At 40.9% G+C, this 12,239-nt stretch carries 13 protein-coding genes; 4 read left to right on the top strand and 9 right to left on the bottom strand.

Going from position 1 to position 12,239, the window contains the following annotated elements:
- Window positions 1-41 precede the first annotated feature (41 nt).
- Together IEU81_RS06280 and IEU81_RS06285 are read right to left on the bottom strand one after the other, a co-directional pair.
- A complete protein-coding gene (locus tag IEU81_RS06280; protein WP_186089688.1) occupies window positions 42-1,244 on the bottom strand; it encodes an MFS transporter in 1,203 nt (400 codons plus the stop codon).
- 83 nt (window positions 1,245-1,327) lie between these two features.
- Window positions 1,328-2,746 (bottom strand): FAD/NAD(P)-binding protein, encoded by a 1,419-nt coding sequence (locus tag IEU81_RS06285; protein WP_186089686.1) that lies wholly within the window; start codon window positions 2,744-2,746, stop codon window positions 1,328-1,330.
- A gap of 215 nt (window positions 2,747-2,961) precedes the next feature.
- On the opposite strand from IEU81_RS06285, the gene IEU81_RS06290 reads away from it, so the two are divergent.
- The 3 genes from IEU81_RS06290 to IEU81_RS06300 are packed head-to-tail and all read left to right on the top strand — an operon-like array spanning window position 2,962 to window position 5,235.
- Window positions 2,962-3,486 carry a pyridoxamine 5'-phosphate oxidase family protein gene (locus IEU81_RS06290; protein ID WP_092597757.1) on the top strand — a complete coding sequence of 175 codons (525 nt, stop codon included), beginning with the start codon at window positions 2,962-2,964 and terminating at the stop codon, window positions 3,484-3,486.
- 11 nt (window positions 3,487-3,497) lie between these two features.
- On the top strand, window positions 3,498-4,019 hold the full coding sequence (locus IEU81_RS06295; RefSeq protein WP_092597754.1) for a GNAT family N-acetyltransferase: 522 nt from the start codon (window positions 3,498-3,500) through the stop codon (window positions 4,017-4,019).
- A gap of 19 nt (window positions 4,020-4,038) precedes the next feature.
- Window positions 4,039-5,235, top strand: coding sequence for a CynX/NimT family MFS transporter (locus IEU81_RS06300; protein ID WP_186089684.1), 1,197 nt, complete (start codon window positions 4,039-4,041; stop codon window positions 5,233-5,235).
- A 44-nt stretch (window positions 5,236-5,279) separates the two neighbouring features.
- Here the strand turns inward: IEU81_RS06300 and IEU81_RS06305 are convergent, their stop codons facing one another.
- Entirely contained in the window at window positions 5,280-5,504 is a 225-nt protein-coding gene (locus IEU81_RS06305; RefSeq protein WP_092597815.1) for a DUF896 domain-containing protein, read from the bottom strand.
- A 147-nt stretch (window positions 5,505-5,651) separates the two neighbouring features.
- Between IEU81_RS06305 and IEU81_RS06310 the strand changes: the two genes are divergently transcribed.
- Complete coding sequence (locus tag IEU81_RS06310) at window positions 5,652-6,188, top strand: VOC family protein (RefSeq protein ID WP_186089682.1); 537 nt, start codon at window positions 5,652-5,654, stop codon at window positions 6,186-6,188.
- A 19-nt stretch (window positions 6,189-6,207) separates the two neighbouring features.
- Here IEU81_RS06310 and IEU81_RS06315 read toward each other — a convergent pair whose 3' ends face one another.
- From IEU81_RS06315 to IEU81_RS06340, 6 genes are all read right to left on the bottom strand, one after another.
- A complete protein-coding gene (locus IEU81_RS06315; protein ID WP_186089680.1) occupies window positions 6,208-6,807 on the bottom strand; it encodes a response regulator transcription factor in 600 nt (199 codons plus the stop codon).
- A complete protein-coding gene (locus IEU81_RS06320) occupies window positions 6,800-7,936 on the bottom strand; it encodes a sensor histidine kinase (RefSeq protein ID WP_245203040.1) in 1,137 nt (378 codons plus the stop codon). The genes IEU81_RS06315 and IEU81_RS06320 overlap by 8 nt, the downstream gene beginning before the upstream one ends.
- A 98-nt stretch (window positions 7,937-8,034) precedes the next feature.
- On the bottom strand, window positions 8,035-9,063 hold the full coding sequence (desA, locus tag IEU81_RS06325; RefSeq protein ID WP_186089678.1) for a Delta(5) desaturase DesA: 1,029 nt from the start codon (window positions 9,061-9,063) through the stop codon (window positions 8,035-8,037).
- Between the two features lie 101 nt (window positions 9,064-9,164).
- Window positions 9,165-9,926, bottom strand: coding sequence for an aspartate dehydrogenase (locus IEU81_RS06330; protein ID WP_186089677.1), 762 nt, complete (start codon window positions 9,924-9,926; stop codon window positions 9,165-9,167).
- Between the two features lie 55 nt (window positions 9,927-9,981).
- Complete coding sequence (locus tag IEU81_RS06335) at window positions 9,982-11,202, bottom strand: Nramp family divalent metal transporter (RefSeq protein WP_186089675.1); 1,221 nt, start codon at window positions 11,200-11,202, stop codon at window positions 9,982-9,984.
- Window positions 11,203-11,224: 22 nt separating this feature from the next.
- The gene (locus IEU81_RS06340) at window positions 11,225-12,166 is read right to left on the bottom strand and encodes an agmatinase family protein (protein ID WP_092597735.1); all 942 of its coding nucleotides are present in this window, start codon (window positions 12,164-12,166) and stop codon (window positions 11,225-11,227) included.
- Window positions 12,167-12,239 lie beyond the last annotated feature (73 nt).

The raw sequence follows: 12,239 nt of genomic DNA on the forward strand, positions 1-12,239 counted from the left end.
AAACAAAAATTCACCCGCCAAAATTTTGACGGGTGAGCTCTCTATAAACTGCCGGTTTGAGTCAGTTTTTTATCATGCCGGCCGTGAAGGAAGTAATAAATAATGATGCTTGCAAGAACTACAAAGCCGAGTGTTAAATACATTCCTCTGTATCCAAGCGCCGGGACAATATATCCTAAAATGAATGGCCCAAATCCAAGACCTAAATCCAGCGCGATAAAATACGTTGTATTCGCCAGGCCTAAACGCTCCGGCGGTGTGACTTTAATCGACAAAGCTTGTGTAATCGACTGGACGTTGCCGTAGCCAAAACCGATAAACACTGCTGCCAGCAGGAAGACCAGCGTAACCGAAGCCTGGCTGATTACGATCATGCCGAGGCCAAACATAATAATCGCCGGGTACATCACAACATTGGCACCTTTTCGGTCCAGGAGCGGCCCTGTAATTGGACGCGACAGCAGTACTGTCACACCATAGACCGTAAAGTAGATACTGCCGGCCTGAATAAGATTAATGCTTTCAGCGTAAGCCGTTACGTAAGATAGAATACTTGAGTAAGCCAGCGCCATCACAAACATGACTAATGAAATCGGCACTGCTCTCTTCTCGAAAAATTCCCAAATATTGAATTTCTGATCTTTTTCTTTTTTAATAACTTTCATAGGCGGTGCTTTGACCGTTAATCCAAGAATTAAGCTGACTACAGCCATAGAAAATGAAAAGAGAAATATACTTGTATATCCGTATGCTGAAATTAAAGATACACCGATTAGAGGCCCGATTGCTGTTGCCATCACTACTGACATACTAAAGTAACCGATGCCTTCACCATTTCTGCTCGGCGGAATAATTTGTGCAATAATCGTTCCTGTTGCTGTCATTGCATATCCCATCGCTGCACCATGCAGTATTCTGAGGAGAATAAACAGATATATTCCCATAGGAATTAAGTATGAGGCCGTTAAAATAACTATCAGCACGGAACCGATAATCAGCATTTTCTTGCCGCCCATTTCGGTAATATGCTTCCCGCCAAATAATCTTCCAATCAATGATCCTATGATAAATGAACTGGACACGAGTCCGGCTATTCCCACCGATGCATTATATTGTTGTGCTGCGTACATTGCCATTGTCACGAGCAGCAGATACTGTGACATCATCAGTGCAAAGTTCACAAGTGATGTATTGATAAAATCTTTCGTCCACAATCTCTCTTTATATACTTCTGACAATTTCATTGCACTTCCTTAATATTTATTGAATCACTCTATTTTCCATTAAATAACAGGTTCTGTCTATAGTCTGTGAGAAATCGCTCAAATCAATCTTCATAATTGTTCAAAAAATGGTTCACCAGATCTTCTGTTTCTTCAGCCAGCATCGCGACACCTTTAATTAGATAATCCGACCCTGCTGTCAGTGCACCCATCGTGTAAAAATGCGGCATAGTCCCAAATCTGGGACTGATAATTTCATGGTCTTTAGTCACCAGCACGCCGCCGAATTCATCTGCTTCAAGCAGCAGACTGTTATACAAATTCTGCAGCAGCGGCGTATTATCTTTTTCAATGTTACCGACCGGTCCTGTAGCATTAATCAATATATCAAACTGCTCTGTCTGATGATTTTTAAAAGTCACTGTAAAATCATGATTGACTTCAACATCAGACATGCCATGCATGAACACCAGCTTGTCTTCATCAATCCATCGAAGAATACGTCTCGCTCCATCCGGCGGCATTGGAGAATGATTACTTTCTACATATGGATGGTACTCTTCTAAATATTCCCGCTTATCTTTTCTCGATAAGTATTTAAACAGCGTTTTAAATGCATCCTGCAAGTGTACGATTATATATTGCAGCCGCCCGATTGAATCAAGATGCTCAAGATCGTATTTCAAATCAATTTCCGGCTGATCTGTCTTACGTTCAAACAAAGTCATATCCACATCGTGTTCCAGCATTTCCGCTTTAAACAGTTCGAGCAATTTATCCAGCGGAATCAGTCCATTTTCTAAATACTTAAAGGCATTATCCAGAGTAAAATGCTGAGGTGTGAACTCATAATCCGTCCCTCTCACCGAAGGCATTTCACCGCTTCTCGATAAAACATACACTTTGTCATGACCGTGCGACAGCAAATATCTGAAACTGTCTATCGCAGACAGGCCGCTGCCGATAATGCCGATTTTGCCCTGCAGATGATTTAAATGATCTGCTAGAGGATAGGGATTATAAAAATAATTATCTTTACCCTTCAGCTCGTACGGATCACTGTAAGACATTTCACCGGTCATTAAAAATACTGCATCGTATTCTTGTTCGTTGTCATTATATTTTAGCGTATATGTCTGGGTATCCTCATTAAATAAAATATTGTCAGCGTAATGTTCAATAACATTAATATTGTCATGCCCAGCAATCAGTGATTTTAAGGTGCTGTGCATGTATTCACCGTAAACCTTCCGGCTCGTATAGCTTTCTGCATCATAGCCATGCTGTTTCAGCCAATTCGTGTAATCATCAGGGTCAGCTGTCAGAGACATTTCCTCGGCCGGTAAATTAATAATTAATTGCGGATCATCATCTTGATAAGCATAACCTCTCCCTGCTGTTTTAGGTGCATCATATAAATCAATTTTAAAATTTTCATTAAATCGCTGATTATTTACAAAAAATTTAACAACCGAAATTCCGGAAACACCCGCTCCGGCAATCGCAATTCTATTCATGGTCATCACCGTCTCTTAAACAAAGTTAACGTACATACTAATTATATGGATAAAATGACCATTCCGCCACCCGCTGAATTGTAAGCGTTATGTTTGTTGTTAGAATATTCTTAATATAATATTGGGGTTAGAGAGAATAAGCTAGATATAGATACTTTCCAACACCTCTACTCTATATATGTATGATAAAATTCATATATTATTAAAATCGGGGTGTACATATGAACTTTAATGATCTTTTAAAAAGTACTGAAAAGATGACAGGTCCGTTTCCAAAACCTGATCAGACAATGACTGATCATCCATTCGATAAATTACATGAATGGTATCTCTATGCATACGAAGACAAGGTAAAAGAACCGCATAGTATGGTACTGAGTACGACAGAAAAAAATAACGCTGCTGATTCACGGGTTGTGCTGCTAAAAGCCGCTGATGACAGCCACCTTTATTTTGAAACGGCAAAATCTCGTGAAAAAGTGACACAGCTTGCTGACAACAGCAGTGTCGCCTTAAATTTTTATTGGCGTGAGCATGGCAGACAAATTCGAATCAGAGGGACAGCCTCGCCTGCTGAGGATATTTCACATATCTCTGATTATTTAGATGCTTCCGTCCGGGATTTAAATGCTTATAAAGTATCACCATCATCTTTTGAGTTTTACCAGACTTTATCCGAAGGCGGTAATTCCAGGTTTTCTTATCAGCTAATTGATGGAAAATGGCAATATAAACAGCATGATTAAGGGGTGTTCTAATGACTGAGACGATTAGAAAATGTACAATCAGCGACACTGATGCGCTGTTAAAATTAAGTTACGATACTTTTTACGAAGCTTTTGCTTCACAAAATACGCCTGCAAATATGAAAGCATATGCTGATTCTGCTTTCACTCAAGGTAAAATCAGAGGTGAACTCCAAAACCCTGAATCTCATTTCTATTTTATTTATGACGATGATCAGCTTGCCGGTTATTTAAAAGTCAATATCGGGTCAGCTCAATCAGAAGACATGGGCAGCGACTCATTGGAAGTTGAACGTATTTATATTCTTGAAGCATTTCACAAAAAGGGCTTTGGGAAAGCCTTGCTGAATCTTGCTTACGACATCGCAAGGGCTGAACAGAAGAAAAAAGTTTGGCTTGGTGTCTGGGAAAAAAATGAAAATGCACTCGGCTTCTATAGAAAGCAGGGCTTCAAAAAGACCGGCTCCCATTCTTTCTTCATGGGTACTGATAAACAAACTGATTATATTGCAGAAAAAAGCTTGGAATCATAACATCGGAGGCTGACAAGCATTGAATCATTCACTCGATCAATCCGCGTACAATAATAAAAATTTAAAATGGCTGTTAATTATCGGCGTCATTTTAGTCGGGGCCAACTTGCGGGTGCCCCTGACTTCAGCGGGCGCGCTTGTTTCCTTTATAAGAGATGATTTTGGCATCAGTAATGCGCTGGCGGGCGCCATTACTACATTGCCTTTAATCGCCTTCGCTCTGCTGTCGCCGTTTGCGCCCAAGCTAGCCGGTAAGTTTGGCATGGAGCGGACTATTGGTATATCGTTAGTTCTCTTGTTCGCTGGAATTCTCATTCGTTCTGCTGGAGGGATTGAACTTCTATTCTTCGGCACCTTACTAATTGGTCTTGCAATCGCCATAGGTAATGTTCTGATGCCCGGCATCGTTAAAATGAACTTCCCGCTTCAAATTGGTTTAATGACTGGACTATACGCCATTGTAATGAACGTTTTCGGTGCACTCGGGTCAGGTCTCAGTATACCAATCGCATCCTCTGGAAATTTCGGCTGGACAGGTTCTCTTTTAGTTTGGGGCGTTCTTACATTAGTAACTATTGTAATTTGGCTGCCGCAGCTTAAGAAATCTCGTCCGGCTGAAAATAGTTCAGTACAGGCGACATCAGGCAGTTTAATGCGCTCATCGCTTGCCTGGAAGATTACATTATTTATGGGTGCCCAGTCCCTCATTTTTTATACATTGATTACCTGGCTGCCTACAATTCTGACTGCTAATGGTTATGATATTCATTTGGCTGGCTGGGGTGTCTTTATTTTTCAGTTTGCAAGTATTCCTTTTACATTTATCATCCCTGTCATTGCAGACAAGATGAAAAATCAAGTACTGATTGCTCTGGCTGCCAGCGGGATGATTATTGTCGGTATTCTTGGTCTTCTAGCCGGTTTAACCCAATTGACTCTCCTTTGGATTGTCCTGCTGGGGATGGGTAACGGCAGTGCCTTTTCATTATCTATGATGTTTTTCACACTGAGAACAAAAGATGGTTACCAGGCCGCTGAATTGTCAGGCATGGCACAATCATTCGGCTATCTGCTTGCAGCATTCGGTCCAGTTTTGGTCGGCGGACTTCAGGATATTACAGGCAGCTGGACACTTCCGCTGTTATTAGTCACTCTCGCCGCAGCTGTGATGCTGATCACCGGTATTGCGGCAGGTAAAAACAGGCAGGTCAATTAAAAAAGCAGCATGTGCAAAATTACTGCACACGCTGCTTTTTTTATCTAATCATTATTTCTCATTTGTTCTTCTTTTAACTTTTTAGGCGTAACATCATTTCCAAGCGGATCTATAACAGTCAGGCCAGAGAATGAATCCAGCACCTGACCTCTAATTTGACGAAGGTAATCTTCTCTTAATTCTTTTTGTTCCAGTTTTTGTTCTTCAGTCAATCCCACTGTTTTTTGCAATCTTGCCAATTCATTTATTCTGTCCAGTCCTATGATCATCATCTGACCCTTCTTTCTTTTTAAAATTGTATATAACATTATAGGCCCCTTCCGTCAGCATCGCAATTTATATACCTGCAAGGTTTAAAAGTCTGAAAGAAAAGGGAATATATAAATACAAGCTTTTATCGTAAAGGAGGGAATATCATGGGTGTCATACGGGGAATGAACCATATCGGAATGACTGTTCCGGATATTGAGTCTGCCACTGATTTTTTGAAAAAAGGGCTGGGTGCCAAGATTTCTTATGATTCACAGACACTTAAAGATCGTCCCAGAGGCGGTCCCCTGGTAGAAAAATTGCTCGGTATTCCTGAAGATTCATATATAGTAAAAAAGAGAATGCTGACTATCGGCAATGGTCCTAATATAGAATTGTTTCAATTTTATAATGTCCACTCCAGAGAACCGCTGAGTCTTGAAGACTATGGCTATACTCATCTTTCTTTTTATACAGACGACATTCAAAAATCGTTCCGTCAAATGGAGGACGCCGGCGGTGTTCCGCTGTCAAATGTTCATGCAAATACAAGATATGAAGATTCTGAAGGAAATGGCACAGTATACTTTAAAACGCCCTGGGGCAGTTTAATTGAACTTCAGACTGTGCCGGAAGGATACTATTATCCAGAATACAGTGAAGCTGATGTCTATATACCAGAGAAAAAGCAGTCTTCTGACTAATTGTCAGAAAGACTGCTTTTTACTTTAGCCATCCTTTGTCCATCGCTTTACTAATGGCTTCAATTCTATTATTAACATTTAACTTATCCAGTACAATCGAGACGTAGTTTCTAATCGTTCCATTCGATAAGTACAATTCCTCAGCAATCGTTTTCGTTGTTTTCCCATCTGCCAACAGCTGGACAATTTCTATTTCTCTCGCTGACAGCGGATTATCTGATTCAAAAGCAATATCGATTAATTCAGGCGAATAAATCCGTTTGCCATTCATAATCTCCCTGATGGATTCAGCCAGCGTTTCACTTGGTGTGTCTTTCAGCAAATATCCGCTGACACGTGCTTTTTTAGCACGCTCAAAGTAGCCTGGTCTAGCGTAAGTCGTAAGTATAATCACTTTGCAGTCCGAATCCGCCAGCTGTTCAGCAGCATCGAGTCCAGTCATCACAGGCATTTCTATATCCATTAAACAAATATCCGGCCGTTCTGTCTCGACGAGTTCCAGAGCTTCTTTACCGTTTGCCGCTGTTCCTGCAACAGTTATATCTTCCTCTAAGTTAAGCAGTGAGCTGAGGGCTCCCAGCAGCAAATTCTGATCTTCAGCCAGTACTATTCTAATCATACAATCTCTCCTCTATCTGCCTCAGCACTTTAGGCACTGACATATTCACTTCAAAGCCTTTAACCGAATTATGAATCTGTACTTCTCCGTTCACAAATTGCAGACGTTCTTTCATACCCTGCAGACCGTTGCCATAGCCAAACTCTGTATTTGCAGTTCCATTATCGGATATTTTTAAAAATATGTCTTTTTCAGATTCAGTCAAAATAATCAGGCACTGCGTCGCGTTACTGTGTTTTAAAATATTTGTCACTGATTCTTTCAGACACATGCTTAAAACATTTTCTACAAGTATGGGAATCGTTTTAAAGTCCATTTCAATACTGACTTTATATTTTATTTCTGCTGTATCCAATATGAGTTTAGTATGTGCCAGCTCTTCTTTAAAACTGACCTGTTTCATATCGCTGATCATTTCACGGACTTCTTTTAAAGCATGTCTGGCCGCATCCTGTATATCCTGCAGTTCATTTTTTGCCTGCTCCGGATGACTGTCAGCAAGTTTTTTCGCTAAATCACTTTTTAAGCCGATCATCGATAATCTTTGACCGAGTGTATCATGCAGATCCCGGGCAATACGGTGGCGTTCTTCCAAAATAGCGAGCTCTGCAATTCTTTGATTCGCATCTTTTAACTGGTTCTCCAGCTCATCCTGTTTAATTCTGTTTCTTTTATTTAAGGGGATTAATATAACCCCGAGTATTGTCATAATTAAAAATGGAAGATGATTTAAAAATATCATGTAATTAAAAAATGATGCATACACGATAGACAGCACCGTCGTCACAAGTAAAATCACATACATTGTAATGAAGCCTGCTTTGCTTTTAATATTACCGATATAAATAGCGATAAATAAAGCAAAGTACACATAACTGAATAAGACCGTCATGATGATATTGATAATAATTTCTATGCTGACACCGATGTAAACCAGCGCCCCTTTTGAATTAAAGGTCAGCCAGTATACCCCGAAAAATATTAAGGTTGTGACGATGCCGGTAATAATTTCACTGAGCGAGGTCGCGCGAAAAATAAAATAAAATGGCAGCACACAAAAAATAATCCAGATATATAAGCTTAAGCCCGTGTTCGATGGAAATATATGATACCAGTCTTTCACTGTCATTCGCCCTTCCCGTTCGTCTGTTTAGCCCAGTATATCAAAAAAGGCCGTTAAGAGATGAAACATCCTCCTATAATCACATAGGAGGATGCTGGATATTCTTATTCTGCTGCTGAAGTCTGGACTGATTTCCCTGCCAGACGTTCCTTCATCTTTCTAAATGTAATGAAGGTATTATTCTCTTCATCGTAAAGTCTGAATTTTATAGATTCCAGACTGGTTTTCAATGTAATTGTCGTCGCCTTATGAAGCGGCGGCGTACTTTCATGTGCCTGTTCCAAATGGTAGTTCGGCACGCGCGGCGCTAAATGATGGACATGGTGATAACCGATACTGCCGGTCATCCACTCGAGCCATGCAGGCAGTTTATAGTATGAACTGCCGTCTACCGCAGCTTTTACGAAGTCCCACTCCGACTCATTTTCAAAGTAAGAGTCTTCAAACTGATGCTGAACGTAGAACAACCAAATACCGGCCATGCCTGCAAAGTAAGCAATCGGCAGCTGAACCATTAATAATACGTGCCAGCCTAAAGTGAAACCAATTAATAAGTAAATCGCGACAGAAATCGCTGTCAGTACATGTGTATTAATTCTCTCCGGGCGTTTTGCCGCTTTACGATTCACACGATTCGCAATCAGGAACAAGTACAACGGTCCGAAACCGAACAGAACAATCGGGTTGCGGTATAAACGGTATTTAAATCTTTCCCATTTAGTTGCTTCCTCATATTCTTTTACTGTCATGACCCAAATATCACCCACGCCGCGTTTATCTAAGTTACCGCTAGTAGCGTGGTGAATCGCATGTTCTTTTTTCCATTTTTCATAAGCAAAGTGAGTAATAACTCCTGTAATATTACCGAATAAGTTGTTTAACTTCTTGTTTTTGAAAAATGATCCGTGCGTACAGTCGTGAAAAATAATAAATGTACGAATCATAAATCCGGATGCCAGCAGCGAGAACGGCAAGCTCAGCCAGAATGAAACGCTAAGTGACTGGTAGGCTAAAAACCATAGTAAAAAGAATGGCAATATCGTATTCAGCAGCTGTATAACACTTGTTTTAGTTTGTGATTTTGCATAAGGCATCACACTTTTTCTCAGTGCAGCCTGTTTTTCTTTAGTCATTGGCTTTCCTCTTTTCCATGTCTATTCACAGATAATTATGAATGAGAGGCGCCTTCCTATATAGACTAAACTGTCAGTACATTCACATGACATTTGTCATATCATCCGATTTTTATATTCGTTGCCATTCTTTCAAGTGCAGCAAAGACACTCAAGGCTGCTAAAGCGCTTGTTTTTGGGTTTTCCGGCAGCGGCTGGTTGCTGATTGTAAACTCAGCATCGCCGAAGCCGCCCGACACATTAATCGTATGTGTATTTTTACTTGCTTCAGGATCTGCGATCAGTACGACTTTGGTTCGGTCAATCCCAAGTCCTGCCAATGATAAAATAATTGAGACATTCATGTTTTTAGGGAATTTATCGATTGCATCTTTTGCTTTCCCTTCAAATACAATTGTTTCATTGGTGATGGGCTGAGAAACGAGTGAAGCAGCAGGTTTACGAGTCGTTAAAGTCACCGACTCTAAATTTCCAAGTGCCTTAGCATTCTGTACTAAGTCAAGACCGCCGATTGCTCCCGACGGCAAGTGCAGCGTCTTGCTCCCTGCTTTAGAAACAGCTTTAAGCAGTGCTTCATCTGCAAGTGCACCGATACTGATCAGCATGACATCTTTAACTTTAATCATTTCAGGCAGCAGAATCTTACTGGTTTCTACGTTTGCCGCCTCTACGATAATATCTGTTTCCGCATTTAAAAAGGCTTTAAAATCTGTAAATACTTCTACATCAAACTGGTCTTCCAGATGCTGATACTTGTCGTAATTCCTTACAAAAACCGATGTAATATTTAAGTCACTATGTCCCTCTGCATGTTTTAGCAAGTACTGGCCAATAGCTCCCGCACCGATTAAACCTATTTTCATGTCCGTCACTCCTCATATAAAAATGACACCGTTTAAGAGGTCATTGATGAACTTTTTATCCAAAGAAAGTAGTTACTGCATCTATCATACTGTAAATCCCTAAGAATGAAACAACTGCGACAACTGCAAAGCCGATGACATTTAAAATCGGACCATTTTTGTGCTGCCCCATGAATCCCTTCTTATTAATAATAATATAAATTAATATCGCAATAACCGGCAGGATAATACCATTTAAAGCCTGGGCAAGGAGAATCACTTCCAGCGGTTCAAAACCAATTGCCGATGTCACTACCCCTATGATGATGACTAAGCCGAATACCATTTTAAATTTCTTGCCTTTCATTCCGCCTTCCCATTTAAAGAAAGAGCTGACCGTTGCTGCTGCACCCATTGGAGATGCCAGTGCAGATGAAAACCCTGCTGCAAACAATCCGACACTTATAAATATCGGCGCCCATGTTTCACCTAAAATAGGAACCAGCGGACCGGCGAGTGCAACAACATTGTCCACATCCTGTCCGTAAATTAAGGCACCGGCTGAAATAAGTATTGCCCCGGAAATAATTCCCCCGATACTGATAGAAATAATCGTATCCCAGCGTGCTAGATTCAAGTCTTTCATGCCGTTAAATCTTTCCTGCACTGCATTGGCGTGCAGGAAAAAGTTATACGGTACAACAGTCGTACCAATCAGTGCAATCACCATAATAATCGAACCGTCAGGAATCGACGGAATAAAGGCGCCGCCGAATACTTCTCCCCAGTCCGGCTGGACGAGGAACATTGTCGTAATAAACGTTGCACCCATAATCACCATTAAAACGAGCATAATTTTTTCAACGATTTTATAACTGCCGAGTAGACCAATCGTAAGAATGATAATACCGACGATTGGTGCAAGTATGTTTGTCGGTATATCCAGCAAATAGCCCAGTCCGAGTGATGTACCGAGCAAGTCACCGCTCATGTAAGCCGCACACCCTATGGCTACTGCCAGCATAGAGATCCAAACGATAAGGAATTTCCCTAGAGTGTTATTAAATAAATCGTAAATTGCTTCACCGAGACCGCGTCTGGTGACTAGTGCCAGACGGATAATCATTTCCTGCAGAACAATCGTTGCTATAACAGAAAACAGTACCGCCCACAGCAAGCTGTAACCAAAACCAGCCCCTGCACGTGTCATTGTCGTTACAGTTCCCGGACCGATAAATGAAGCTGTAATAACCATACCGGGACCGAGCGCTTTAATAACTTCCTTAAATCTGTTCATAGAGTACCCATCCCCTATTTAATCAGATTTTATTTAAATATTTTAAGTGTCCAGCTAAAACGTAAAGCACAGCGTAACTGACGAAGTGTGCGGACTGCTGATTTGTATCCATCATCGGATAAACTTCTACGTAATCCATACCGATTAGTCCAAGCTTGCCGAATTCATGAATTAAAGTTAGCAGTTCGTAGGACGTTAAGCCGTTGCCATCCACTGGCCCGCCCGGATTGTAAGCAAAGTCTAATACATCACTGCAAATTGACAGATAAACGACATCAACATCCTTGGCAGCCATGTCGTAAATCTCTTTCGCATAAGCATGTAAATCTTTTGCTTCTTTAATATCGTTAATCGTGATCGTTACCGCGCCGTTTTCTTTAGCAAAGCGGCCGGTTTCAGGTTTGTTGCGCGGACCGTGAATACCTGTATGAATAATCGATTCGTTGCGCACACCCTCTGTTTCATATAAACGCATGAAAGGCGTGTTGCGGGCGTATAATTCGCCTTCATAATCCGGCATGTTATCGTAATGTGCATCCAAGTGAATAATCCCCACCGTTTTTCCGCTGTCTGCCAATGATTTTAAAATGGGATACGTCACACCGTGTTCACCGCCGAAACCAACTAAAAATTTACCAGTTTTCCATAATTCGGCAGAAAAATCCTCGATATTTTGATAGGACTGTTCATTATCATGTGCCACAAATGGAATATCACCTGCGTCACCAAAAGATAAATGCTCAGTCACATCAACGTGATCAAGTTCAGGCAAATAGCCGCTGTAACGTGCTGAAGATGAACGAATCTGTTTTGGACCCAGCTCTACACCCGTGTAATCTCCCCATGTGCTTTCCCCTTCAAACGGTGCGCCGTAAAAAATAACATCCGTATCATAAACACCTTTTTGAACTAAATTCTCTGCGCCTAAAAAACAAGGTATATTGCCGTAAATATTATCTTTCATAATATAATCCCCCTGGTTAGTTATTAGAATATACTTGCATTATATATGCTTTAGCTGCACGATTATAATTTGA

It is taken from the genome of Jeotgalicoccus aerolatus (assembly GCF_014635205.1).
Classification (GTDB): domain Bacteria; phylum Bacillota; class Bacilli; order Staphylococcales; family Salinicoccaceae; genus Jeotgalicoccus; species Jeotgalicoccus aerolatus.

Excerpts from the sequence above, each read along its gene's own strand:
- IEU81_RS06280 (WP_186089688.1), bottom strand. The coding sequence starts at position 1,244 with ATGAAATTGTCAGAAGTATATAAAGAGAGATTGTGGACGAAAGATTTT.
- IEU81_RS06285 (WP_186089686.1), bottom strand. The coding sequence starts at position 2,746 with ATGACCATGAATAGAATTGCGATTGCCGGAGCGGGTGTTTCCGGAATT.
- IEU81_RS06290 (WP_092597757.1), top strand. The coding sequence starts at position 2,962 with ATGAACTTTAATGATCTTTTAAAAAGTACTGAAAAGATGACAGGTCCG.
- IEU81_RS06295 (WP_092597754.1), top strand. The coding sequence starts at position 3,498 with ATGACTGAGACGATTAGAAAATGTACAATCAGCGACACTGATGCGCTG.
- IEU81_RS06305 (WP_092597815.1), bottom strand. The coding sequence starts at position 5,504 with ATGATCATAGGACTGGACAGAATAAATGAATTGGCAAGATTGCAAAAA.
- IEU81_RS06310 (WP_186089682.1), top strand. The coding sequence starts at position 5,652 with ATGGGTGTCATACGGGGAATGAACCATATCGGAATGACTGTTCCGGAT.
- IEU81_RS06315 (WP_186089680.1), bottom strand. The coding sequence starts at position 6,807 with ATGATTAGAATAGTACTGGCTGAAGATCAGAATTTGCTGCTGGGAGCC.
- IEU81_RS06320 (WP_245203040.1), bottom strand. The coding sequence starts at position 7,936 with ATGACAGTGAAAGACTGGTATCATATATTTCCATCGAACACGGGCTTA.
- desA (WP_186089678.1), bottom strand. The coding sequence starts at position 9,063 with ATGACTAAAGAAAAACAGGCTGCACTGAGAAAAAGTGTGATGCCTTAT.
- IEU81_RS06330 (WP_186089677.1), bottom strand. The coding sequence starts at position 9,926 with ATGAAAATAGGTTTAATCGGTGCGGGAGCTATTGGCCAGTACTTGCTA.
- IEU81_RS06335 (WP_186089675.1), bottom strand. The coding sequence starts at position 11,202 with ATGAACAGATTTAAGGAAGTTATTAAAGCGCTCGGTCCCGGTATGGTT.
- IEU81_RS06340 (WP_092597735.1), bottom strand. The coding sequence starts at position 12,166 with ATGAAAGATAATATTTACGGCAATATACCTTGTTTTTTAGGCGCAGAG.